Here is a 24,821-nt window from a genome sequence, read left to right on the forward strand (position 1 = left end):
CCGGCAAGCAGTCACCCGGCGCCGGGTTCAACCGAGCGTGCCAATTCGCCGTGCTGGACCACTCCAGGCGATTTTTGCTCTGCAAGCCGCAGGGTATTGCGTCCGCCGGCCTTGGCCGCATACAGCGCGGCATCCGCCTGGGCAATCAGGCTGGCGATGCTGTCCTCGGGACCGGGCACGCCGCACCAGACCCCGGCACTGAAGCTGAGTCCGATACTGAGGTCGCCAAATTGGGCGGGGGTGTCGGTCAACGACTGGCGCAAGTCATCTAGAGCGGTCATCACCCCGGCTGTGCCGGTGTCGGGCAGCAGCAGAAGAAACTCCTCGCCCCCATAGCGGCCGATAGTGTCGGACTCGCGCAGACGCTGCTTGAAATGACGGACGCAATGACAAAGCACCTCATCACCTGCCAGGTGACCATACAGGTCGTTGATCTGCTTGAAATGATCGAGATCGATCATGGCGAGTGCCAGGTTCGTGTGGGCGCGGCGAGTACGTTCCAGCTCGCTGGAGAACTGCTCGAGGATGGCCCTGCGATTGAGAATGCCGGTCAGCGAATCGAGCAGGGCCATCTGTTGAAGCGTCGATTCGCTGCGCTCCCTGGAGAGCAATACCAGGCCGAGGGAGAGCATCATTACCGTGACCGTGCCAAGGCTGACGGAGATGGTCTGCTTCAGATTGCTGGCGTCGTACTGCATCTCGCTGGCCGTGCCGCTGAGGATCGCGGCCACGCGCATCAGCAGGCCAACCAGGCTGATGCTGGCGCCGATGATCAGCAGCAGGTGCGCCCGTCCGCCCGGTAGGGCATGTTGCCGGGCCCAGCGAATGACCAGCAGGCATTGCATGATCAGTACGGCAGAAGCGGCGAGCATGCGCGGTTCGCGGGTGTCGATCAGCAGGGCCATCGACAGCAGCATCAGGGCCGGCAGGCTGAGGATGTGCAGCCAGGGCACCGGCAGCACCCGGATGCGGAAAATACCGACGCTGTAGAACGCCAACGCTACAGCCAGCAGCGTATTGGCGACGCCGTAGGTGAGCCACAGCGGCGCCTGTCCATAGAGGGTGTAACAGACATAGGCCAAGGCATGCGCGAGCAAGCCGCAGCCACTGGTAAGCAGGCCGTCGCGCAGGTTGAACTGGCCAACGAGAATCAGGCAGAAGGCCATGATCGTCGCCACGAGAGCAACCGAGGCAAAGATGGTCGGGGTATGCGCGATCATAGCGTCTCAGCAGGTCAGCAGTCATGGCCAATGGCTATAGCGTAGTCGCCAGGCACTGCGCACGCTCGGGGCTTGTTGCCCGGTCTAGTCTAGTGGTCTGGGTGATCGGTTCAATCAGACCAAAGCTGGGGCTATTGCAATACCAGGTCTTCCCCGCGCTCCTGCTGCCAGTCGTCGTGGCTCGGTACGGTGGCCTCGCCGGACATCCGGTGGATGATCTGCGAGGCACTGTTGCGGGTCAGTAGTTGCACGGGGCGCCCGAGCAGGCCGCCATTGCCGTTGATGGCCCATGGGCTTTCTCCTTGGCGCGGGGGGTCACCTTCTAAACGTTGCGAGGCCTGCTGGGTATGCTCTTTTCAGGTGGGCAGGGTGGCACTTAAGTCGGGGTGGCGAGCGTTCGCGGCTGTTGCAGCGGCGGCTTCGGTCACGAGCGCTGCGGGTCAGGCTCCAAGAGCTGCACGACTGCAGCTGATCGTCACCCGCTTGCGCTGACGGGAATAGTGGGCTGGCTGTAGTGGCTGACATTGCCGGCCGGTGAGCGAGTATTGCTACCAAGGGAGTAGTTAAATCGGTACTGCGTTCAATTGTTGCATTGCGCCTTGCAGCCAAGAATTACTGCAGACCGGGAAAATTTCCCGGGGATAACAATTAACCCGCAGAGGTAACCGCAATGAAACACTCCGGTCTACGCAAGCCGTTCGTGCTTAGTGCACTGTGTGCCGCCATGTTCTTCCCCGCCGCGTCGGCGTTGGCTGTCACCGATAAGGAAATTCTCAACGATGTGAACACCACCAATGAGATCGTCACCAACGGCATGGGCCTGCAAGGTCAGCGTTACAGCACCCTGGATATTCTCAATACCGAGAACATCAAGGATCTGCGTCCGGTCTGGGCCATGTCCTTCGGCGGTGAAAAGCAGCGCGGCCAGCAAGCCCAGCCGATGATCAAGGACGGCGTGATGTACGTCACTGCCTCCTACTCGCGGGTTTTCGCCGTGGATGCGCGCACTGGCAAGGAACTCTGGCAATACGATGCGCGCCTGCCGGATGACATCCGTCCATGCTGCGACGTGATCAACCGGGGTGTCGCCTTGTACGGCGACCTGGTGATCTTCGGCACCCTGGACGCCAAGCTGGTGGCCTTGAACAAGGACACCGGCAAAGTTGTATGGCGCAAGAGCGTCGCCGACCACAAGGCCGGTTACTCGATCACCGCGGCGCCGCTGGTGATCAATGGCAAGCTGATCACCGGGGTGTCCGGTGGCGAGTTCGGCGTAGTGGGCAAGATCGAGGCCTATGACCCGAAAAATGGCGAACTGCTGTGGACCCGTCCGACCGTAGAAGGCCACATGGGCTACGTCTACAAGGACGGCAAGAAGGTCGAGAACGGCATCTCTGGCGGCGAAGCCGGCAAGACCTGGCCGGGCGACCTGTGGAAGACCGGCGGTGCGGCGCCTTGGCTGGGCGGCCTGTACGACCCGGAAACCAATCTGTTGCTGTTCGGTACCGGTAACCCGGCGCCATGGAACTCGCACCTGCGTCCCGGCGACAACCTCTATTCGTCCTCGCGTCTGGCCCTGAACCCGGACGACGGCACCATCAAGTGGCACTTCCAGACCACCCCGCACGACGGCTGGGACTTCGACGGCGTCAACGAGCTGGTCTCCTTCAACTACCAGGAAGGCGGCAAGACCATCCAGGCCGCGGCTACCGCCGACCGTAACGGCTTCTTCTACGTGCTCGATCGCACCAACGGCAAGTTCATCCGCGGCTTCCCGTTCGTCGACAAGATCACCTGGGCCAAGGGCCTGGACAAGAATGGCCGGCCGATCTACGACGAAGCCAACCGTCCGGGCGCACCGGGTGGCGAGACCAAGGGCAGTTCGGTATTCGCCGCACCGGCCTTCCTCGGGGCGAAGAACTGGATGCCGATGGCCTACAGCAAGGACACCGGTCTGTTCTATGTGCCGTCCAACGAATGGGGCATGGACATCTGGAACGAGGAGATCGCCTACAAGAAGGGCGCCGCCTACCTCGGTGCCGGTTTCACCATCCGTCCGTTGAACGAGGACTACATCGGCGTGCTGCGCGCCATCGACCCGAAGACCGGCAAGGAAGTCTGGCGCCAGAAGAACTTCGCGCCACTGTGGGGCGGGGTGATGACCACCAAGGGCAACCTGGTATTCACCGGCACGCCTGAGGGCTTCCTCAAGGCCTTCAACGCCAAGACCGGCGAGCAGGTCTGGGAATTCCAGACTGGTTCCGGCGTACTCGGTTCGCCAGTTACCTGGGAAATGGACGGCGAGCAGTATGTCTCCGTACTCTCCGGCTGGGGCGGCGCGGTGCCACTGTGGGGCGGCGAAGTGGCCAAGCGGGTGAAGAACTTCAACCAGGGCGGCATGCTCTGGACCTTCAAGCTGCCGAAGGACCTGGTCGCCAAGCGCTGATCGGTTACTCCTGAAACACCAATGATGCACAAGGCCGGCTTTTAGCCGGCCTTGTGCTTTCTGTCGTCTGACGAATCGTCCCGGATTGTATCCGGGCTGCAAGAGCTGGGTAGGGTGGATGACGCCTTTATCATCCACCATCGGAATTTGGTGGATGGGTAGAGCGTCATCCACCCTACGGTCTGCGCCACGGGTAGGGTGCGCCGTGCGCACCAAGCGGTTGTGAAGATATCGAGCGCCGTCGCGAGAGCGACTTCAGGCGTCCGCAACAGGCGAGAGTTTTTTCACTGCCTCTCAGGCCTGCCGCCGGCGAGCAGGCGCTGCACATTCCAGGGCCAGCCATGCAACAGGACGCTGTGCACCTGCACCAGCTCGGCGCCGGCGGCGAGCCGGGTCTGGAGGTGTTCGGCGCTCTGGATGCCACCGACCGACATCAGGGCGATTTGTCCGCCGCACAAGCGTCGCAGCTGCTCGATCTGCGCGCAGGCTTGCGCCTGCTGGGCGGCGTCCTGCCAGGCGCGATAACGCTGGCGGGTCGCCGGTGGGCCGGGATCATGGGCGGCGAGCAGGCCGTCGTAGCCCAATTCCAGCAGCAGTTCGGCCAGGGCCAGGGGCACCTGGCCGGGCAGGCAGCGCAGTTTGACTGCCAGCGGCACGCTGCGTCCGGATCCGTTGAGTCGCCGCTGTTCGCTGCGTGCCGCGGCCAGCAGCTGGCGCAGCCGTGGCCGTTGCTCGGCGCCGAGCAGCGCCGCGCTGCCTGGACCGATCAGGTTGAGCATCAGGTAGTCGGCCAGCGGCCAGGCGCGGGCCAGACTGCCACGCAGTGTGCCTAGGCTAATGTCTGGGGCCAGGCTCAGGTTGATCCCAAGTCGCGCTGTCCCGGGCGAGTGCGCCTGCGCCGACAGTTGAGCTATCGCGCCATGATCGAGGCTGCCGATTTCGTTGAAGCCGAAACCCAGGCTGCCGGCACGTCGAGCGAGTCGGCCAAAGCGGTCGAAACCGGCGGCGATGCCCAGCTTTGACGCGAAGCGCAGACCCATCACCTCGACGGGGTGCGCGCAGGCAGGCGACGTCAGCCAGCGGGCGCTGGTGCAAGCCAGTTGCAGGGCCAGCTTATGACCAAGGCTGCCCATGGCATCAGCCATGCTGGCGTTCAAAACCGTGCATGAAGGCCACCAGCCGTTTGACCCCGGCCATCGGCATGGCGTTATACAGGCTGGCGCGGATGCCGCCGATGGCGGCATGGCCCTGAAGGTTGAGCAGGCCTGCCGCTGCGGCCTCCCTGAGAAAGTCCGGCAGCAGGCGTGGGTCGCGCAGGTGGAAGCAGGTATTGATGGCGGAGCGATCCGCCGGCTGCTGGCGGCAGTGGTAAAGGTCGCTGGCATCGATGTGCTGGTAGAGCAGTTGGCTCTTGCGCGCGTTGGCGCTGGCCATGGCTGTGAGCCCGCCCTGCTGGCCGATCCAGCGCAGCATCAAGGCGGCAACATAGAGGGCGAAGGTCGGCGGGGTGCACAGGCGACTCTGCTGCTCGGCCTGCAGGGCGTAGCTGAACGGCGAGGGCAGCCCGGGGCGCGGCGCCTTGAGCAGGTCGTCGCGCACGATCAGCAGGCACAGGCCGGCGATGCCGAGGTTCTTCTGCGCGCTGGCGTAGATCAGGCCGAAGCGCTCGACCGGCAGCGGGCGGGTGAGGAAATCCGAGCTCATGTCCGCCACCAGCGGCACCGACAATTCGGGGAAGTGCTGCAGCTGCAGACCGTTGGCGGTCTCGTTGCTGGTGACGTGGCAGTAGCCGGCCCGCGGGTCGAGGCGCCATTGCTCGGGTGGCGGAATTGCGCGCAAGCCTTCGCTGGCGCTGGCGCTGGCGATGATGTTCAGCGGCGCATGGCGGCGAGCCTCGGCAATCGCCTTGGCTGCCCAGTAGCCGCTGTCCAGGTAATCGGCCGACTGGCCGGGCGCGAGCAGGTTCAGCGGCAACAGGCCGAACTGGCAGGTCGCGCCGCCATGCATGAACAGCACACGGTAGTTCGACGGGATCGTCAACAGTTCGCGCAGATCCTGCTCGGCCTCGTGCATCAGCCCTTTGAACGGCGCGCCGGTGAACGGCAGTTCCAGCAGGGACTGACCGCTGCCGCGCCAGTCCGGCAGCTCGTCCTGGATCTGCGCGAGCACCGTCGGCGGCAGCATCGCCGGCCCGGCAGCGAAGTTGTAGCGCTCGCCGCTGCGGGCTGCCGGCGCGTCTTCAGGAAAACAGATGCAGGCCATGACCACCAGCCGCCATCAGAAACAGCAAGGGCATCGATAGGATGGTGTTGCTGCGCGAGGAGAGGAAGGTGATCCGCGAGCAGCGCACCCGCTCCTCCAGGCTAGCCGGAACGAAACCCAGCAGCTTCTTCTGGTGCGGCCAGAGCACCAGCCACAGATTGAGCAGCATCAGGGTGCCGATCCAGGCGCCGAGGCCGATCACCGCAAGCGGGCCTTGCAGCAGCAGGGCGTCTTCCAGCCAGCCGCGCTGCCAGAGCATCAGCATGCCGGAGAGCCAGACCACCAGCGAGGCGTAGCGGAAGATGCCGTGCTCGCGCTTCATCCGTTGTTCCAGGTCGCGGTTCAGGGTGCTGGTGTCGATGCCGTTCTGCAGAGGCACGAACCTGGGATTCTGGATGAAGCTGGCGTAGTTGTGACCGACCCAGACCAGGGCGAACAGCAGGTGGGCGTAGCGAGCCAGTAGATCGATGACGGCCATGGGCAACTCCTATTGCAGCCAGAACAGGAGCAGCAGGTAGCAGCCCAGGGTCAGCGCGAGGCCGGCGCCGACGGTGCCGGCGAAGGAGTCATGGGGTAGTTTCAAGTTTCACCCCCTGGCTGGCGTGGCGCGCAATCAGTGTGCCCGGTGGCTGTGGCGCCTGCTGCGCCAGTGCCACCGCCTGCTGGATCAGGTGGTGATGGGGCGACTTGCTGCACGCCGGATCGGTGTTGTCGCCGGAACCGGTGAGCAACAGCGCCTGGCAGCGGCAGCCGCCGAAGTCCTTTTCCTTCTCGTCGCAGCTGCGGCACGGCTGCGGCATCCAGGCATCGCCGCGATACAGGTTGAAGATCGGCGAGTCGTGCCAGATTTCGCCCAGGCGCTGCTGGCGCACGTTGGGGAAATCCAGGTGCTCGAAGCTGCTGGCCTGGGAGCAGGGCAGTACGTTGCCATTGGGCGCGATGGTCAGGTGGATGGCGCCCCAGCCGTTCATGCAGGCCTTGGGCCGGCCTTCGTAGTAGTCGGGGATGACGAAGAAGATGGTCAGGCGATCGCCCAGGCGCTCGCGGGCCTCCTGCACCTGGGCCTCGGCGCGCAGCAGTTCTTCGCGGGTCGGCATCAGTTGCTCGCGGTTGAGCAGCGCCCAGTTGTAGTACTGCACGTTGGCCAGTTCGATGTAGTCCACCCCCAGCTCGGCGGCGAACTCGATGATTTGCGGGATCTGGCCGATGTTCTGCCGGGTGATCGGCACGTTGAGCACCATCGGGAAGCCATGGGCCTTGATCGCGCGGGCCATGCCGAGCTTACGCTCCAGGCAATCGACGCCGGCCAGCTGCTGTGCCGTGGCCCGGTCTGTGGACTGGAAGCCGAGCTGGATATGCCGCAGGCCGGCGTCCTTGAGCGCGCGCAGGCGCGCCTCGGTGAGGCCGATGCCGGAGGTGATCAGGTTGGTGTAGTAGCCCAGGCGATCGGCCTCGGCCACCAGAATTTCCAGATCCTTGCGCAAGGTCGGCTCGCCACCGGAAAAGCCGATCTGCATGGCGCCGAGCTCGCGGGCCTGGCGCATCACGTCGATCCACTCGGCCGTGCTCAACTCGTTACGACGGTAATCGGCAAAGTTGCGCGGGTTGCTGCAGAACACGCATTGCAACGGGCACTGGTAGGTTAATTCCAGCAACAACCAGACCGGGTTGCCATTGCCATCAAGTCTTAATTCGGATCCAGCCTTTGTCACGGGACACCTCCAGGAAACGCAGGACGCCATTGCTGATTACATTCGCGTCGGCTACTTCATACAGTGCGCCAAGTTTCTCGATCAATTCGGCTACGTCAGTCTGGCCATCGCAGCAGTTGAGAATATCGCCGCCGGTTTTATTAAGTTTGACGATGCCTTCCGGATAGAGAAGAACATGGGCTTGCTGCGACTGTTCCCAACGGAACATGAAAGGCGGACGGATTTCGAAACGATCTGCCAGGTCTATCGGAACGGTTGTCATGGCCTGCCTCGCGACTGCAGCGGCGGGGCGCCATCTCAGGCGCTCCGCCGGGTTAACGGCTTAGCGCACGTAAACGTACGCGGTGACTTCGAAGCCCAGACGCAGGTCGCAAAAGTCCGGATCTATCCACTGCATGGTCTATCTCCTGTTGAGGGGTAAGTTCACTGTTTGCGGTGTTGCAAATCGAGGCTACAGGCAAGTGCTGGCGAATATTAATAAGACTTTGGAATGAGCTGTCCGGGTAGTTGGTAGTGGATTTGCTGCGTGATTTAAATAGTTGAAGTAGGCTGTCCGGTTGTTGATTTTAATCAAGGGTAAGTATGCAGTTGGTCAGTAAGATAAACACCTTTTGCCTCGCGGGTATTGTGTATGGATTGCCCGTTTGAATGAAGGGTGAAACTTGCTTGGCGAGTTATCTGCTGAAGCGAAACCTTGACCGAACACGAACTGTCTTAAGGAAGGCTGGGCGGCAATCCGTTCGCCGCGCAGCGACAACCCCCAGCTTTTGTGCCGTGCCAGTGAACCAATGGTGCACCGCCTGCGGCAAGCAACACCCTACGGTCTGCTTTGCCAGGATGCCGACGGCATGCACTGGCAGAAGCAGCTACGCTGAACTATCCAGCTACATGGCCAGCTGGACGAGCCAAGACCCTGCATAGACAACCTGCGCACCTACTACCAAATGACGAGATGTTCTGTGCCATGGGCGCATACCGGTCGAGCCGGCAGCTTCCTAATATCGAACCATGACCTGTTCCACGTTCCCGGGGGCAGGCTCCGACAAGAGAAGAGAGGTCATCATCATGATTTACGCTAAACCCGGCACGCCAGGCGCTGTTATCACCCTCAAGCCGCGCTACGGCAACTTCATCGGTGGCGAGTTCGTCGCGCCGGTCAATGGCATGTACTTCAGCAACACCAGCCCGGTCGATGCCTCAGTAATTGGTGAATTTCCCCGTTCCAGCGCCGAAGATATCGAGCGCGCCCTGGATGCCGCCCACGCCGCCGCCGATGCCTGGGGCAAGACCTCGGTGCAGAACCGCTCGCTGGTGCTGCTGAAGATCGCCGACCGCATCGAAGCCAACCTTGAACTGTTGGCCGTGGCCGAAACCTGGGACAACGGCAAGGCCGTGCGCGAAACCCTGAATGCCGACGTGCCCCTGGCCGCCGACCACTTCCGTTACTACGCCGGCTGCATCCGTGCCCAGGAAGGCAGCGCCGCCGAGATCGACGAACACACCGCCGCCTATCACTTCCACGAGCCGCTGGGCGTGGTCGGGCAGATCATTCCGTGGAACTTCCCGCTGCTGATGGCCGCCTGGAAACTCGCTCCGGCCCTGGCCGCCGGCAACTGCATCGTGCTCAAGCCGGCCGAGCAGACGCCGCTGTCGATCACCGTGCTGATGGAGCTGATCGGCGACCTGTTGCCGCCGGGCGTGCTCAACGTGGTCCAGGGCTTTGGCCGCGAAGCCGGTGAGGCCCTGGCCACCAGCAAGCGCATCGCCAAGATCGCCTTCACCGGCTCCACCCCGGTCGGTTCGCACATCCTCAAGTGCGCCGCCGAGAACATCATTCCGTCGACCGTGGAGCTGGGCGGCAAGTCGCCGAACATCTTCTTCGAAGACATCATGAACGCCGAGCCGGCCTTCATCGAAAAAGCCGCCGAAGGTCTGGTGTTGGCCTTCTTCAACCAGGGCGAGGTGTGCACCTGCCCATCGCGGGCGCTGGTGCAGGAATCGATCTACGACGCCTTCATGGTCGAGGTGATGAAGAAGATCCAGGTGATCAAGCGCGGCGATCCGCTGGACACCGAGACCATGGTCGGTGCCCAGGCCTCCGAGCAGCAGTACGACAAGATCCTCAGCTACCTGCAGATCGCCCAGGAGGAGGGCGCCGAGCTGCTCACCGGCGGCGCGGCGGAACGCCTGGAAGGCGACCTGGCCAGCGGTTACTACATCCAGCCGACCCTGCTCAAGGGCAACAACAAGATGCGCGTGTTCCAGGAAGAGATCTTCGGCCCGGTGGTGGGGATCACCACCTTCAAGGACGAAGCCGAAGCCCTGGCGATTGCCAACGACACCGAGTTCGGCCTGGGTGCCGGCCTCTGGACCCGTGACATCAACCGCGCCTACCGCATGGGCCGGGCGATCAAGGCCGGTCGCGTATGGACCAACTGCTACCACCTGTACCCGGCGCACGCCGCCTTCGGTGGCTACAAGAAGTCCGGTGTCGGCCGCGAGACCCACAAGATGATGCTCGACCACTACCAGCAGACCAAGAACCTGCTGATCAGCTACGACATCAACCCGCTGGGCTTCTTTTGAGTCGCCTGCTGGGCTTTTCCTGAGTCAAATGTTGCTCCTCGGCGCACGTGCTCCCGTGCGCCGGGTTACCCTGCGATAGGCCCCTTAGGGCGAGATTTGCAGCAGGCTGGCAGTGGCCTGATCTTACGGCAGCAAATCACTCTCGCAACGCGGCTTCGGCCGCGTTTTTTATGTGCGCCCGGCATGGGAGCAATCTTGCGGGGGAAAGTCCCGCCGCAAGCTGACCACGGCGAACGAAGTGAAGCGCAACCGTATGCGGGTGACCGAGTGTGGCGAGGAGGGTGCGCGAAGCTGTACAAGAGCCGTCCAGGGCGAACCGGGATTACCACGCCGCTCATGACTTCAAACTCTCGACGTCCGCTGCGGATCGGCATGCCGGATGCGGTGCCAGGAGTACGGCCTTTGCCGATTGGGTGCGCCCAATACTCCATGGATACATGTGAGCATCTGTCCACGTGCTTTACGCAGTAGGCGATACAACGGATGAAATCAGGCCTCGCTGAGGTGGATGCTCAGCGGGCAGTCAACGTGCTGGACTATGTGGCGGCTGTGCCCCCAGCCCGAGCTAATCGCTTCACCGGGTAATAGGAGCGCCCATAAAAAAGCCGATCCTTAGGGGGATCGGCTTTAGTTAGCCTTGAGGGCTATTACTTGCGGCTGGCTTTGTCCAGCATACGCAGAGCGCGCTCATTGGCTTCGTCAGCAGTTTGCTGAGCCTTCAGAGCAGCTGCCATGGCGTCATCAGCCTTGCGATAGGCTTCATCGGCACGGGCTTGAGCACGGGCAGCAGCGTCTTCGGTAGCGGTCAGACGTGCTTCAGTTTCTTTGGACATGCTGCTGCAACCGGTAGCCAGAACTGCGGCCAAAGCCAGAGCAGAGAATTTCAGAACGTTGTTCATCGTGTTCCCCTTGAGGTGGAGTTTTCCATAAAGCAATTTCCAGAAAGTAGGAAATTAGCCGGCGTATATACTACCCATAACTTTTAGTAAGTAAATGAAGGCGGTGCAAGCGCTGCAAGTTTTTTTTTATGTTGGCCAAGGGCGTCGCGGCAACTTCTGGTGCTTTGTATGAAAAGCATACAGTTCTCGTTGTTGCTGCGCTGTCGCGGAGTTTACTGCTATACAGCATCACAGCATCACAGCATCACAGCATCGCAGGGTTCAGCGACGCTGCCTGCCTGGGACTGCCTTACTGCGGAAATCTGGATGTCTGCTGCTTTTCCGTCGACCCGGCGAAAGAGTGCGCTTGCTTCGTTTGTCGCAAGCATGGGTTTCGTGCCTGGCCCGGATGCAATCCGGGAGTGGTTACAGGTGCCGGATTTCAACCGGGCTACAAAAAATGCGCTCACTGGGTTTAAGTGAGCGGCATTGCGGCAGGCTCCAGGCTTGCGCAGGCAAGGTGTGCGTTGCGGTATAAGGTGGTCCGACAAGTACAAAAATAACGGAGGTTACGCATGCTTGGGAATGCGGGGTTGTTGGCTGGCTTGGCCTTGTTGATTTTCATGGCATTGCGCGGGGTGAACATATTTATTGCGGCCTTGCTCTGCGCCCTGGTGGTGGCGTTGAGCAATGGCTTGCACGCGCCACAGGCGTTACTCGAGTATTTCCCTTTCGGTCCCTTGGGTGCCTTCACCTTTGCTGGCAAGTTCTTCGTGCTGTTTCTCTGCGGCGCCATATTCGGCAAGGTCATGGCCGCGAGTCAGGCGGCCAGCAGCATTGCCCAGGCGATTACGCGGAGCCTCGGCATTCGCCGGACCCTGTGGGTCACCATGCTGGTCTGCGCGTTGCTGACCTATGGCGGGGTGGTTGTGTTCGTGGTGATTTTTACCATGTATCCCCTGGGTATCACCTTGATGCGTGAGGCCAACCTGCCCAAGCGGCTATTCTGTGCCGCCACTGCCTTGGGCGCCGGCACTTTCACCATGACCGCGATGCCGGGCACGCCCTCGATTCACAATGTCATCGCCGCCAGCGCCTTGGGCACCGACTTGTTTGCCGGTGCATGGATTGGGGTGGCCGCGAGTGTGTTGATGGTTGCGCTGGGCATGGCTTATGTTCAGCGTGAATGGCGCCTGGCGCGTGAGCAGGGCGAGGGTTTTGAGGCCAATACGCAGGACTTGCGCATGGAGCAATTGGCCAGTGCGCCGGGTTCCGGGCCGCATTGGGGGTTGGCTCTGGTGCCTATCCTGGTGGTGCTGGGTATCATCATACTGCCACGCTTGCTGCTGTTAAGCGGCGCGGTCGTCCCGGGGCAGGGCGTGCTCGGTCAGGTGGTAGGCTTCAGCCTGCAGCAGCCAATTCTCTGGCCAAGCCTGGCTCTGGTGATCGCCACTGGGGTTGCGGTCATGCTGTTCGCGGGCTTGCGGCGCAATACGCTCGCGCTGCTCGGGCAGGGAGCCGACGATGCGATCATGCCGCTGCTGAACACCGCTGCGGTGATTGGCTTTGGTGGCGTGGTCACCCAGACACCTGGCTTTGCCCAGTTTTCCCAGTGGATTCTGACGGTGGACTTGCCGCCGCTGTTGTCGATTTTTGCTTCGGTCAGTGTGGTTTCCGGGATTGTCGGTTCCTCCTCCGGCGGCTTGCAGATATTCATGCAGACGCTGGCACCCAAATACCTGGAAATGGGCGTCGAGCCTGAAGTCCTGCACCGTATAGCCACTATTGCCTCGGGCGGGTTTGACTCGCTGCCCCACTGCGGAGCAGTGATTGCCATGCTGATGATCATGGGCTTGACCCACAAGCAGGCTTACAAGGACCTTTTCGTCGTGACGGTATTGATTCCGGTGATCGCGGTGCTGTGCTGCATCGCTTTCCTGAGCGTGTTCTAGGGGAGGCGAGGTCAAGGGTTGTCGGCACGTCTGCGCCTTCGCCTGAGCATGCAATCCGGGGGCGACAACGCCGATCAATGCGGGCGATTGCGACTGCAAGTGCGCTGATGGCGAAATGCCGAGGTCGCTTCGCCCGGAAAATATCGCTAAGGTGCGGGTATGGTTTGCAGGTTATTTTCAGAGGAGTTGCGATGAGCGAGGCGTTGTCCATTCACCATGACCTCAAGGGTCACCAGTTCGAGACCACAGTGGATGGTGATCGTGCGTACCTGGCCTATATGGATCTGGGCAAGCAGACCTTGGATATTTACCGTACCTTCGTGCCGAACTCGTTGCGCGGTCGTGGTATTGCCGCGGCATTGACCGAGCATGCCTTGCAGTACGCCGAGCGCATGGATTACTCGGTGATTCCTTCGTGTTCCTACGTCGAACGTTATATGGAGCGTCGCCAGCGCCATAGCGTCAGAGGCTGACGTAACCGCTTACAAAAACGCCGGGCATCGCCCGGCGTTTTTATGTGTGTGGCGTCTAGCCGCGATGGCGCTTGGGCAGTACATCCTTGAGTTTGGCATGCATGCTGCGCAGGGTTTTTTCGGTGCTGTCCCAGTCGATGCAGGCATCGGTGACGGACACACCATATTTCAGCTGGCTGAGGTCTTTCGGTATCGACTGGTTGCCCCAGCCCAGATGGCTCTCGACCATCAGGCCAACGATCGATTGGTTGCCTTCGAGAATCTGGTTGGCAACATTGTCCATCACCAGGGGTTGCAGTGCCGGATCCTTGTTCGAGTTGGCATGGCTGCAGTCGACCATGATGTTCGGGCGGATACCGGCCTTGGTCAGCTCCTGCTCGCAAACGGCGACGCTGACCGAATCGTAGTTCGGCTTGCCATTGCCGCCGCGCAGCACCACGTGACCGTAGGCATTGCCCTTGGTGGTAACGATGGACACGCCACCTTCCTGGTTGATGCCGAGGAAGCGGTGTGGGCTGGAAACCGATTGCAGCGCATTTATCGCTACGGTCAGGCCACCATCGGTACCGTTCTTGAAGCCAACCGCCGAGGACAAGCCCGAAGCCATTTCCCGGTGGGTCTGCGATTCTGTGGTGCGGGCGCCGATGGCCGACCAGCTGATCAGATCCTGCAAGTACTGTGGGGAGATCGGGTCGAGGGCCTCGGTAGCGGTTGGCAGGCCCATTTCCGCCAGGTCACGCAGCAATTGGCGGCCGATGTGCAAGCCGTCCTGAATCTTGAACGAGTCGTCAAGGTAGGGATCGTTGATCAATCCTTTCCAGCCCACCGTGGTACGCGGCTTTTCGAAGTACACGCGCATCACCAGATACAGGCTGTCCGACACTTCTGCTGCGAGCGCCTTGAGGCGTTCGGCGTATTCGTGGGCAGCTTTGATGTCGTGAATCGAGCAGGGGCCGACCACCACGAACAAACGATGGTCTTTACCATCGAGGATGTCGCGAATCACCTGGCGGCCAGTGGCGACAGTGTGCAGCGCGGCATCGGTCAGCGGAATTTCGCGCTTGAGCTGATCGGGAGTGATCAGGGTTTCGTTGGAGGCAACGTTAAGGTCGTCGATCGGTAAGTCAGCCATCGTGCTTTTCATCAGGTCAGGGTCGTCAGGTCACGGGTGCCGGCCGCCAGCGGTCCCCGTGTGGCGGAGCACAGCATTTATGAGCACAGCGGGGATGCAGAACCTTAGCGCGTTACAGGCGGGCTAGACAATGGGTCTAAGGTCGTTAACCGGAATGAAACAGGGATTGCAGGCTTGCATTGGAGAATTCGGCCGCGTGATGTGCGATCCATTCCTCGGCGATGCTCTCGATCGCCAGATGTTCGCCCAGCGCCAATTCGCGTTGCTGGCGATAATGTTCGATCTGACAGACCTGCTCGACCATGCGTGCGCGAAATAACGTGTCTTCGTCGATAAAGGCGATACCGACCAGGTAATCGTCGGGCTGCCTGCGACACCAGGCGACTACGCCGGGGTAGCGTGCCAGCTCGCCAAACAGCGGGATGCGCAGCTCTATCGCGGTGCCACGGCGAAAGCCACATCTGGAGTTGCACGCCACTCCGCCGAGGCTGATATTGTTCAGCCGTTGTTTGGGTATAAAGGTTTGTTTGCGGAGCACCAACTCCACTGGCATATCGCTGGGGTGACGCAGAAAACGGCGCATGGCAACCGACTCCCTATGCCATCAATTTGACATCGTTATAGATAGTATAGTGACTGACATTGCAACTGGCCGACTTTGATGCGGGTCGTTGGCAAGAAAACGCCCGCCCAGACCGTTGTCTCCAGCCCACACCAAGCGGCCTCGCATGGCAGCCGACTTTTACAGACACCGAGGTAAGCATGAGCAAGGGGATGGGCGACAAGCTGGTGCTGGCGATTTCCTCGCGGGCGCTGTTCGACCTGCGCGAGAGTCACCGCGTGTATGAGGGCGAAGGGGTCGAAGCCTATCGTCGCTATCAGATCGAGCATGAGGACGAAATCCTCATGCCTGGTGACGCCTTTCCCCTGGTGGAGAAGCTGTTGGGGCTGAACACCGCATTGGGTCAGGCGCGGGTGGAGGTGATTCTGGTGTCGCGCAACAGTGCCGATACCGGATTGCGCGCCTTCAATTCGATCCAGCACTACGGCCTGGGTATCTCGCGTGCAGCCTTCGTCGGCGGCCGCAGCCCCGATCCCTATCTGGCGGCGTTCGGCTGCCATCTGTTTCTCTCGACACACGCCGAAGATGTACGTAGTGCACTGCGTTCGGGGTTCGGCGCGGCCACCATTCTCTCCGGTGGGGCGCGGCGAGCCGCGAGCAATGAGCTGCGCATCGCCTTCGACGGCGATGCCGTACTGTTCTCCGACGAGTCCGAGCGGGTCTATCAGCAGGGCGGCCTGGAAGCCTTCCAGAGCCACGAACGTGAGTCGGCTCGCGAGTTGCTCGGCGGTGGCCCCTTCAAGCCTTTCCTCGCGGCGCTGCATCTCCTGCAGCAGGAGTTTCCCGAAGAGGCCTGCCCGATTCGTACGGCCCTGGTTACTGCCCGCTCGGCACCGGCCCATGAGCGGGTGATCCGCACCTTGCGCGAGTGGAATATTCGCCTTGATGAGTCGTTCTTTCTGGGCGGGCTGGAGAAATCGGCGATTCTCGAGACCTTCGGTGCCGACGTTTTCTTCGACGACCAGGCGGGACACTGCGAGAAAGCCCGCGAGGTCGTCGCTACCGGGCATGTCCCCCATGGGGTGAGTAACGAGCCGCAACTCTAGGTTTGTGGGTTGTCCTGCTGCGCAAGCCTGAATCCGGATGCCGCCCCAGCGGCTCTCAGGCCATGCGCATATAACCATTCGTCCTGAATAACTGCAGTTTTGTTGACTTGCAGATGGCGCTGCTAAGCTCAAGTTAGGCCTGCCAGCGAGGCAGTCTGGGAGACTAGGAGACCGCATGATTCGCTCGATTCTCTATGCTACCGATCTTGGTCTTTATGCCCCCTACGTCTTGCAGCATGCCTTGGCGCTGACCCGTGCTTTCAATGCCAGCCTGTATGTCGTGCATGCGGTGGAACCTATGGGGCTGTTTGCCGAGTCGGTGCTGCAAACCTATCTGGATGAAGAACGGCTCAAGGAATTGCGCCATAACGGCCTGAGTACGGTTATGGCGAGTATCGAACAACGGGTATTGGAGGGCTTTCGCGATGAGCTCGGTGAGTCCCAGCACGAGCTCGAGGTGATCCGTTCGGTGCAAGTGGTGCAGGGCGATCCACCCTTGGTGATTCTCGAAGAGGCACAGAAGCGTGGGGTGGATTTGTTGGTCGTCGGCAGTCACAGCCATGGCTCCGGTCCGGATACTCCATTGGGCCGCACGGCCGCACGCCTGGTGCAGTTGTCCGAAGTTCCAGTGTATTTGGTGCCGATGTTGCAGCACCGCGCTCGGGGTGAGGACTGAGAAGGCTCTGCGCCTCCAGGGTCGTTTTTTTATTTCGAAGAATAATCAGCAGGCCTAAATAAAATCGTCTAAATTTAATGGCTAAACCATGTATATGGTTATATAACGTCGTCGGCCACTGGACGGCTGCTTATCTGCTTTGAGGGATTTTTATGAAGCTTCAGCAACTGCGCTACATCTGGGAAGTCGCGCATCACGAACTCAACGTTTCGGCCACCGCACAGAGCCTCTACACCTCGCAGCCGGGCATCAGCAAGCAGATCCGTTTACTCGAGGACGAGTTAGGCGTTGAGGTCTTCGCCCGCAGCGGCAAACACCTGACCCGGGTCACCCCGGCGGGCGAGCGGATCATCACCACCGCCGGGGAAATCCTGCGCAAGGTCGAGAGCATCAAGCAGATTGCCCAGGAGTTCTCCAACGAGAAGAAGGGCACCTTGTCCATCGCCACTACCCACACTCAGGCGCGCTATGCCTTGCCGGCAGTGATCAGTGCATTCATCAAGCAATATCCGGATGTCGCCCTGCACATGCACCAGGGCACACCGATGCAGATCGCCGAGATGGCCGCCGATGGCACCGTGGATTTCGCCATCGCCACCGAGGGGCTGGAGCTGTTCAATGACCTGGTGATGATGCCGTGCTACCGCTGGAATCGCTGTGTGGTAGTGCCCCAGGGCCATCCATTGAGCAAGCTGCCGAAGCTGACCCTGGAAGCCCTGGCCGAGCACTCGATCGTCACCTACGTGTTCGGATTCACTGGCCGCTCCAAGCTGGACGAAGCCTTCAGTCATCGCGGCCTGACCCCCAAGGTAGTCTTCACTGCCGCCGACGCCGACGTGATCAAAACCTATGTGCGCCTCGGCCTCGGGGTGGGCATCGTGGCCAGGATGGCGGTGGACGCCACGCTCGACCCCGATCTGGTGGTGCTCGATGCCAGCGATCTGTTCGAGTCCAGCGTGACCAAGATAGGCTTTCGCCGTGGCACCTTCCTGCGTGGGTTCATGTGCGATTTCATCGAGAAATTCGCCCCGCACCTGACCCGCGAAGTACTGGCCAAGGCGGTGCAATGTCACAATAAATCCGAGCTGGAAGAGTTGTTCCGCGATGTCGAACTGCCAACTTACTGAGTGGCTTGCAGGCATGAAGACCCCGGTCGAGTCAGAAGGTGATGGTCAGACGGCCGCTCCATCGTTGCGCCCCCTTCGGTCGTCTCAAGCACTGGCCGTTCGGCAACGACCGCTTTCTCATGCGTAGCCTGCAAAAGCTGCGTGCGCCACGTGACAGGGACATCGCCTTTTCTTTGTCCAGAAAAAAGCCCGGCGTAAGCCGGGCAAGAACTACTCCGCAGGAGCGAAGGGAGTTAGGCAATCGCAGCCATGACTTGCGCTTGATGTCCGGCAGTGACTTCGCCAATTACCAGGATGGCCGGGCTTTTCAGCTGGAAGGCCAGAGCATCTTGTTGCATCGCAGCCAGAGAACTGCGGCATTCGCGCTGGTGCGGTAGCGAGGCATTTTCGATCATGGCCACCGGCATATCGGCGCACATGCCGCCGGCCAGCAGGCTATCGCGGATGTCTGCCAGCTTGGCTACCCCCATGTACACCACCAGGGTGGTGCCACCCTGGGCCAGCGCTTGCCAGTTCAGGGTGCTGTCGTCCTGGGTGTGGGCGGTAACCAGGGTCACGCCACGGGCAACGCCGCGCAGGGTCAGCGGAATGCCGCAGTTGGTGGCACCGGCCAGCCCTGCGGTGATGCCATTGACCATCTCCACTTCGATACCGTGCTGCTGCAGCCAGTCGAGCTCTTCGCTGCCGCGGCCGAAAATGCACGGGTCGCCACCCTTCAGGCGCACCACGCACTTGCCCTGGCGCGCATAGCGCAGCATTAGGCGATGGATAAAGGCCTGCGGTGTCGAGCGACAGCCGCCGCGCTTGCCGACCGGCACTATGCGTGCTGTTGGGCAGTGTTCCAGTACGGCCGGATTGACCAGATCGTCGATCATCACGATCTCGGCCTGGTTGAGTGCCTTTACTGCCTTGAGGGTCAGCAATTCCGGGTCGCCGGGGCCTGCGCCCACCAGCCAGACTTTTGCACTCATAGTTAGATCCTCGTCGCAGGGTGCGCCATGCGCACCCACTGCCTGGGTTACTGGTGCGCATGGCCAAGGCGGCCCCGCGCACCCTAGGGTTATGCGTTAAGTGCCGCCGGCCGGTTGACCAGCAGACGCTTGATTTCGGGGACGCAGGACCCGCAACTGGTGCCGCATTTCAGTTCCTGCTGCAGTCCGTCGAGGTCGAGGCCGCGGGCAATGCCGGCGCAGACCGCGTCTTCGCTGACGTTCAGGCAGTTGCACAGGGTCTTGCCGGCTTTCTTGCCAGCGGCAGCACCCGGCGGAGTGGATAGCGGCGCGAGCAGCCAGCGGCGCAGGTCGGCATCGGCCCGGCCTTCGCTCCACAGGCTCTTCAGCCAGTCGCGGGCGGCAGTTTCCCCAGCCAGACGCAGGCTGACGATACGTCCATCCTCGATCCGCACGCGCTTGCCGACGGCTTTGCGTGGGTCGTCATAGGCCAATACCGGGCCTTCGTGCAGACCCAGCAGGCGGTCGATCTGCGCCAGCAATTCAGGCTCGGGAGCCACAGCCCCGGCTGCGCGAATCAGCAGAGCAGGGCGCTCGCGTCCGGTAAGCGTCAGATTGGCGTAGGCGAAGCCTTCGAATAGCGGGCGTAGGGCCTGGAAACGCGCTTGTATCTCACCTTCGACCAGGGCGAAGAAGGTCCAGGGCAGATCGACCTTCTCCACCAGGATGGCGGCATGTTTGAGCTCGGGCTGTTTCGACAGCGGGTCGAACGCCGGCTGGGTCAGCACGTTGGTGCCCAAACCCTTGAGAAAGCGATTGCCCCAATGCATCGGCAGATAGGCTTGGCCGGAACGCACCGAGTCATCGGCTTGCACCGGCACTATCAGGCTGCCGCGGCGGCTGCGCACCTTGACCAGGTCACCGGCTTGCAGGCGCAGGCGGCGCAGTTCGTCCGGGTGCAGGCTGAGCAGCGCATCTTCGACATGGCCAAACAGGCGCGCAGCGGTGCCGGTGCGACTCATGCCGTGCCATTGATCACGCAGGCGACCCGTGTTGAGGGTCAGCGGGAAACGCGCCTCGCGTTTTTCCTTGGGCGCGCGGTAGGGGTCGGCATGAAACTGTGCACGACCATTTGCCGTGGGGTAATGTCCATCGCCGTACAGGCGCGCAGTACCCTGGGTAGCGCCGGCCGGGAACGGCCATTGCTGGGGACCTTGGTTATCCAGAATCGCGTAGCTGAGTCCCGACAGGTCGAGATCACGCTTGGCGGTCAGGTGTTTGTACTCTTCGAACAACCCCATGGGGCTGGCGAAGTCGAACAGGCTGGGCAGGCCGGGGCGGAGCAGTTTTTCTAAACGTTGGGCGAAATCCGTGGTGATCGTCCAATCCGGCCGCGCCTCTGCGGGTGCTGGCACGGCGCGCCGCACATGGCTGACGCGGCGTTCGGAGTTGGTCACAGTGCCTTCCTTCTCGCCCCAGCTGGCGGCGGGCAGCAGCAGGTCGGCGTAGTGGCAGGTCTCGGTGGTGAAGAAGGCTTCCTGCACCACCACGAACGGGCAGGCGGCCAGTGCTTCATGAATCTTGTTCTGGTCCGGCATGGATTGCGCCGGGTTGGTGCAGGCGATCCACAAGGCCTTGACCTTGCCGACGCGCACCGCCTCGAACAGTTCGATGGCAGTCAGGCCGGTGCTTTCCGGCAGGGCGTCGACGCCCCAGTGCTGGGCGACTTCGGCGCGGTGTTCGGCATTGGCCGCATCGCGGTGGCCGGGCAGCAGGTTGGACAGGCTGCCGGTTTCGCGACCACCCATGGCATTCGGTTGGCCGGTGAGGGAGAAGGGGCCAGCGCCGGGCTTGCCGATCTGGCCGGTGGCCAGGTGCAGGTTGATCAGGGCGCTGTTTTTCGCGCTGCCGCTGCTCGATTGGTTGAGGCCCATGCACCAGAGCGAAAGGAAGCTCGGCGCGCTGCCGATCATCCGTGCGCATTGCTGCAGGCTGTCCTGGCTGATGCCGCACAGCTCGCTGACCATCTGCGGGCTGTAATCGCGCACCAGGGTTTTCAGTGCCTCGAAGCCTTCGGTGTGGGCGTCTATGTAGGTGCGGTCGATCCAGCCCTCCCACATGAGGATATGCAGAATGCCGTGGAACAGTGCGACGTCGCTGCCGGGCTGGATCGGCAGGTGCAGGTCGGCCAGGTCGCAGGTGTCGGTGCGCCGCGGGTCGATGACGATGACCTGCATGTCCGGACGCTTGGCCTTGGCTTCTGCCAGGCGGCGGAACAGCACCGGGTGGGCATAGGCCATGTTGCTGCCGGCGATCAGCACGCAGTCGCTCTGCTCGATGTCTTCGTAGCTGCACGGCGGCGCGTCGGCACCGAGGCTGCGCTTGTAGCCGACCACCGCCGAGGACATGCACAGGCGCGAGTTGCTGTCGATGTTGTTGGTGCCGACCAGGGCCCGTGCCAGCTTGTTGAAGGCGTAGTAATCCTCGGTCAGCAGTTGTCCGGAAATGTAGAAGGCCACGCTGTCGGGGCCATGCTCGCGGATGGTCTCGGCGAAGACGTTGGCGGCATGATCCAGGGCGCTGTCCCACTCCGTGCGCGAACGTGCCAAGCCTTTACCCAGACGCAGCTCGGGATAGAGCGCGCGGGCGTCGAGGTCGCCGGTCAGGTGCAGGGTCGAGCCCTTGCTGCAGAGTTTGCCGAAGTTGGCCGGGTGGTCTGGATCGCCTTGGACGCCGAGGATTTTCTCGCCGTCATGTTCGATCAGCACACCACAGCCCACGCCGCAGTAGCAGCAGGTGGAGGCAGTGATCTGATGGGAGTGGGTCATGGCGTCATCTCTCTGCGGTAATCCCATAGGCCGGGCCGAACAGGCCCGGGCTACATCGGACCTGTCAGGCACATTCGGTCGCGGTGTTCAGGGTCAGCAGTACCCGGCCGTTTTCGACTTTCGCTGCATGCCGGTGTGCGCAGCCGACATCCGGAGCTACCGCTTCGCCGGACTCCAGTTCGATCTGCCAGTTATGCAGCGGGCAGGCCACGCGCTTGCCGTAGATCAAACCCTGGGACAACGGTCCGCCCTTGTGCGGACAGCGGTCGTCGAGGGCGAACACCTCGTCGTTCGAGGTACGGAAGATGGCGATGTCGCCCTTGGGCCCGGCGACTATGCGCGAACCCAGCGGGTTGATTTCTTCCAGGGAGCAGATATCCAGCCAACTCATGCTTGCACCTCCAATTCGCGCAGGGCGATGCGGTCGAATTCTTTCTTCAGTTGCGGTTTGGCCAGTTGTTCCTTCCACGGGTCCTGTTCGAAGGACAGCGAGAACAGCAGGCGAGCGTGCAGTGCCTTGCGCTTCTCGGCGTCGTCCAGCACGGCTTTCTTGATGTGCTCCATGCCCACGCGCTGCATGTAGTGCACGGTGCGTTCGAGGTAGAAGGCTTCTTCGCGGTAGAGCTGGAGGAAAGCCAGGCTGTACTCCATGACCTCTTCGGCGGTCTTGAGCTTGACGAAGAACTCACCGGCTTCGGTCTTGATCCCGCCGTTGCCACCGATATACAGCTCCCAGCCGGAATCGACGCCGATGATGCCGACGTCCTTGATCCCGGATTCGGCGCAGTTGCGCGGGCAACCGGAGACCGCCAGCTTGACCTTGTGCGGCGACCACATATTGAACAGCGCGTGTTCCAGGTCGATGCCCATCTGCGTGCTGTTCTGTGTGCCGAAGCGACAGAACTCACTGCCGACGCAGGTCTTCACGGTGCGGATGGACTTGCCGTAGGCGTGGCCGGACGGCATGTCGAGGTCTTTCCAGACGCCCGGCAGGTCGTCCTTCTTGATCCCCAGCAGGTCGATGCGCTGACCGCCGGTAACCTTGACCATGGGCACGTTGTACTTGTCGGCGACATCGGCGATGCGGCGCAGCTCGGCGGCATTGGTCACGCCGCCCCACATCCGCGGAATCACCGAGTAGGTGCCGTCCTTCTGGATATTGGCGTGGACGCGCTCGTTGATAAAGCGCGACTGCGGGTCGTCCTTGGCCTCGCCCGGCCAGGTGGAAATCAGGTAGTAGTTCAGCGCCGGGCGGCAGGTGGCGCAGCCGTTCGGCGTGCTCCAGTTGAGGAAGGCCATGGCCGCGGGGATGCTGGTCAGGTGTTCTTCGCGGATGGCCTTGCGAATCTGCCCATGGTTGAGATCGCTGCAACCGCAGATGGCTTTCTCGCTCTTGGGCTTGACGTCCGCCGCGCCGCCCACGGTGTTGATCAGAATCTGCTCGACCAGGCCGGCACAGGAGCCGCAGGAACTGGCGGCTTTGGTGTGCTTCTTCACCTCGTCGACGCTGAACAGGCCGTTTTCCTGAATGGCTTTGACGATGGTGCCCTTGCACACGCCGTTGCAGCCGCACACCTCCATGTCGTCGGGCATATTGGCGGTGCTGCTCTGGCCCTGGTGGCCGGCATCGCCAATGGCGTTTTCGCCGAACATCAGGTGGTCGCGGATCTCGCTGACGTTGTGGTTCTCGCGGATCTGCCGGAAGTACCAGCCGCCGTCGGCGGTGTCGCCATACAGACAGGCGCCGACCAGTACGTCGTCCTTGATCACCAGCTTCTTGTACACGCCGCCGATGGGGTCGGACAGGGTGATGGTCTCGGTGCCTTCGGCGCCCATGAATTCGCCGGCGGAGAACAGATCGATGCCGGTTACCTTGAGTTTGGTCGAGGTTACCGAGCCCTTATAACGGGCGAAGCCGAGCTGGGCCAGGTGGTTGGCGCAGACCTTGGCTTGCTCGAACAGCGGCGCCACCAGGCCGTAGGCGATGCCACGGTGGCTGGCGCATTCGCCGATCGCATAGACCCGCGGGTCGTAGGTCTGCATGGTGTCGTTGACCAGGATGCCGCGGTTGCAGGCGATCCCGGACTGTTCCGCCAGCTCGCTGTTGGGGCGGATGCCGGCGGCCATCACCACCAGGTCGGCGGGAATCACCTCGCCGTCCTTGAACTTCACCGCGCAGACCCGGCCTTCGCCGTTGTCCAGCAGCTCGGCGGTGTGCTTGGGCAGGAGAAATTTCAGGCCGCGGTCTTCCAGCGATTGCTGCAGCAGACGACCGGCGGTGACGTCGAGCTGGCGTTCCAGCAACCAGTCGCCGATATGCACCACGGTCACGTCCATGCCGCGCAGCTTGAGACCGTTGGCGGCTTCCAGGCCGAGCAGGCCGCCGCCGATGACCACCGCGTGCTTATGGGTCTTGGCGGTGTCCATCATCGTCTGGGTGTCGGCGATATCGCGGTAGCCGATCACGCCCTCCAGGTCCTTGCCGGGAATCGGCAGGATGAAGGGATTGGAGCCGGTGGCGATGAGCAGGCGATCGTATTCGGCCTCGCTGCCATCATCGGCCACGACTACGCGGGCCTTGCGGTCGATCTTCACCACTTTGCGACCGAGCAATAGCTTGATGCCGTTATCCGCGTACCAGTTGAGGTCGTTGAGCACGATTTCCTCGAAGGTCTGCTCGCCGGCCAGTACCGGGGAAAGCAGGATGCGGTTGTAGTTAGGGTGTGGCTCTGCACCGAACACGCTGATGTCGTACAGGTCCGGGGCGAGCTTGATCAGCTCTTCAAGGGTACGAACTCCGGCCATGCCATTACCGATCATTACCAGCTTGAGTTTTTTCATGGTTCCTCACCGTCATGCATAACCGGAAAACAAAAAAGGCGTCCCGCTAGTCACCTAGCGAGGACGCCTT

The 24,821-nt window shown here is 61.8% G+C and carries 21 protein-coding genes; 7 read left to right on the forward strand and 14 right to left on the reverse strand.

Annotated features, from left to right (window positions below):
• Nucleotides 1-11: 11 nt before the first annotated feature.
• A complete protein-coding gene (locus tag R3355_RS09075) occupies nt 12-1,220 on the reverse strand; it encodes a GGDEF domain-containing protein (RefSeq protein WP_318960924.1) in 1,209 nt (402 codons plus the stop codon).
• Nucleotides 1,221-1,890: 670 nt separating this feature from the next.
• Here R3355_RS09075 and R3355_RS09080 point away from each other — a divergent pair.
• A complete protein-coding gene (locus R3355_RS09080; RefSeq protein ID WP_413243494.1) occupies nt 1,891-3,666 on the forward strand; it encodes a PQQ-dependent methanol/ethanol family dehydrogenase in 1,776 nt (591 codons plus the stop codon).
• Between the two features lie 284 nt (nt 3,667-3,950).
• On the opposite strand, the gene R3355_RS09085 is transcribed toward R3355_RS09080, so the two are convergent.
• The 6 genes from R3355_RS09085 to pqqA all read right to left on the reverse strand — a co-directional run bounded on the left by R3355_RS09085 (nt 3,951) and on the right by pqqA (nt 8,037).
• Nucleotides 3,951-4,811 (reverse strand): phosphoserine aminotransferase, encoded by an 861-nt coding sequence (locus tag R3355_RS09085; RefSeq protein ID WP_318960925.1) that lies wholly within the window; start codon nt 4,809-4,811, stop codon nt 3,951-3,953.
• Nucleotides 4,804-5,928 (reverse strand): 3-phosphoserine/phosphohydroxythreonine transaminase, encoded by a 1,125-nt coding sequence (gene serC, locus R3355_RS09090; protein ID WP_318960926.1) that lies wholly within the window; start codon nt 5,926-5,928, stop codon nt 4,804-4,806. Before serC ends, R3355_RS09085 begins: the two co-directional genes overlap by 8 nt.
• Nucleotides 5,906-6,406: a urate hydroxylase PuuD gene (locus R3355_RS09095; RefSeq protein ID WP_413243495.1), complete on the reverse strand. Its 501-nt coding sequence runs from the start codon at nt 6,404-6,406 to the stop codon at nt 5,906-5,908. Before R3355_RS09095 ends, serC begins: the two co-directional genes overlap by 23 nt.
• An 88-nt stretch (nt 6,407-6,494) precedes the next feature.
• Complete coding sequence (gene pqqE, locus R3355_RS09100) at nt 6,495-7,640, reverse strand: pyrroloquinoline quinone biosynthesis protein PqqE (RefSeq protein WP_318960928.1); 1,146 nt, start codon at nt 7,638-7,640, stop codon at nt 6,495-6,497.
• Nucleotides 7,609-7,902 (reverse strand): pyrroloquinoline quinone biosynthesis peptide chaperone PqqD, encoded by a 294-nt coding sequence (gene pqqD / locus R3355_RS09105; protein WP_318960929.1) that lies wholly within the window; start codon nt 7,900-7,902, stop codon nt 7,609-7,611. The genes pqqE and pqqD overlap by 32 nt, the downstream gene beginning before the upstream one ends.
• A gap of 60 nt (nt 7,903-7,962) precedes the next feature.
• Nucleotides 7,963-8,037, reverse strand: coding sequence for a pyrroloquinoline quinone precursor peptide PqqA (gene pqqA / locus R3355_RS24310; protein WP_003282509.1), 75 nt, complete (start codon nt 8,035-8,037; stop codon nt 7,963-7,965).
• Nucleotides 8,038-8,705: 668 nt separating this feature from the next.
• Here pqqA and R3355_RS09110 point away from each other — a divergent pair.
• Nucleotides 8,706-10,226 carry an aldehyde dehydrogenase family protein gene (locus R3355_RS09110; RefSeq protein ID WP_318960930.1) on the forward strand — a complete coding sequence of 507 codons (1,521 nt, stop codon included), beginning with the start codon at nt 8,706-8,708 and terminating at the stop codon, nt 10,224-10,226.
• 647 nt (nt 10,227-10,873) lie between these two features.
• Here R3355_RS09110 and R3355_RS09115 read toward each other — a convergent pair.
• Complete coding sequence (locus R3355_RS09115) at nt 10,874-11,125, reverse strand: Lpp/OprI family alanine-zipper lipoprotein (protein WP_318948032.1); 252 nt, start codon at nt 11,123-11,125, stop codon at nt 10,874-10,876.
• 554 nt (nt 11,126-11,679) lie between these two features.
• Between R3355_RS09115 and R3355_RS09120 the strand changes: the two genes are divergently transcribed.
• Together R3355_RS09120 and R3355_RS09125 are read left to right on the forward strand one after the other, a co-directional pair.
• The gene (locus tag R3355_RS09120; protein WP_318960931.1) at nt 11,680-13,056 is read left to right on the forward strand and encodes a GntP family permease; all 1,377 of its coding nucleotides are present in this window, start codon (nt 11,680-11,682) and stop codon (nt 13,054-13,056) included.
• A gap of 191 nt (nt 13,057-13,247) precedes the next feature.
• Nucleotides 13,248-13,529 carry a GNAT family N-acetyltransferase gene (locus R3355_RS09125; RefSeq protein ID WP_318948029.1) on the forward strand — a complete coding sequence of 94 codons (282 nt, stop codon included), beginning with the start codon at nt 13,248-13,250 and terminating at the stop codon, nt 13,527-13,529.
• A 55-nt stretch (nt 13,530-13,584) separates the two neighbouring features.
• Here R3355_RS09125 and R3355_RS09130 read toward each other — a convergent pair whose 3' ends face one another.
• A complete protein-coding gene (locus R3355_RS09130) occupies nt 13,585-14,661 on the reverse strand; it encodes a 3-deoxy-7-phosphoheptulonate synthase (protein WP_318948027.1) in 1,077 nt (358 codons plus the stop codon).
• A gap of 145 nt (nt 14,662-14,806) precedes the next feature.
• Entirely contained in the window at nt 14,807-15,244 is a 438-nt protein-coding gene (locus tag R3355_RS09135; RefSeq protein WP_318960932.1) for a PilZ domain-containing protein, read from the reverse strand.
• A gap of 179 nt (nt 15,245-15,423) precedes the next feature.
• Between R3355_RS09135 and R3355_RS09140 the strand changes: the two genes are divergently transcribed.
• The 3 genes from R3355_RS09140 to cysB all read left to right on the forward strand — a co-directional run bounded on the left by R3355_RS09140 (nt 15,424) and on the right by cysB (nt 18,132).
• Complete coding sequence (locus tag R3355_RS09140; RefSeq protein WP_318948023.1) at nt 15,424-16,329, forward strand: 5'-nucleotidase; 906 nt, start codon at nt 15,424-15,426, stop codon at nt 16,327-16,329.
• A gap of 175 nt (nt 16,330-16,504) precedes the next feature.
• Entirely contained in the window at nt 16,505-17,005 is a 501-nt protein-coding gene (locus R3355_RS09145) for a universal stress protein (protein WP_318948022.1), read from the forward strand.
• 152 nt (nt 17,006-17,157) lie between these two features.
• A complete protein-coding gene (gene cysB / locus R3355_RS09150) occupies nt 17,158-18,132 on the forward strand; it encodes an HTH-type transcriptional regulator CysB (RefSeq protein ID WP_318948021.1) in 975 nt (324 codons plus the stop codon).
• A 233-nt stretch (nt 18,133-18,365) separates the two neighbouring features.
• Here the strand turns inward: cysB and cobA are convergent, their stop codons facing one another.
• From cobA to nirB, 4 genes are all read right to left on the reverse strand, one after another.
• Nucleotides 18,366-19,103 carry a uroporphyrinogen-III C-methyltransferase gene (gene cobA, locus R3355_RS09155; protein WP_318960933.1) on the reverse strand — a complete coding sequence of 246 codons (738 nt, stop codon included), beginning with the start codon at nt 19,101-19,103 and terminating at the stop codon, nt 18,366-18,368.
• A gap of 89 nt (nt 19,104-19,192) precedes the next feature.
• Complete coding sequence (locus R3355_RS09160) at nt 19,193-21,910, reverse strand: molybdopterin-dependent oxidoreductase (protein WP_318960934.1); 2,718 nt, start codon at nt 21,908-21,910, stop codon at nt 19,193-19,195.
• A 64-nt stretch (nt 21,911-21,974) separates the two neighbouring features.
• Nucleotides 21,975-22,301 (reverse strand): nitrite reductase small subunit NirD, encoded by a 327-nt coding sequence (gene nirD / locus R3355_RS09165; RefSeq protein ID WP_318960935.1) that lies wholly within the window; start codon nt 22,299-22,301, stop codon nt 21,975-21,977.
• Entirely contained in the window at nt 22,298-24,751 is a 2,454-nt protein-coding gene (nirB, locus tag R3355_RS09170; RefSeq protein ID WP_318960936.1) for a nitrite reductase large subunit NirB, read from the reverse strand. Before nirB ends, nirD begins: the two co-directional genes overlap by 4 nt.
• Nucleotides 24,752-24,821: the final 70 nt, after the last annotated feature.

This window comes from Pseudomonas sp., from assembly GCF_033723075.1.
Lineage (GTDB): Bacteria > Pseudomonadota > Gammaproteobacteria > Pseudomonadales > Pseudomonadaceae > Aquipseudomonas.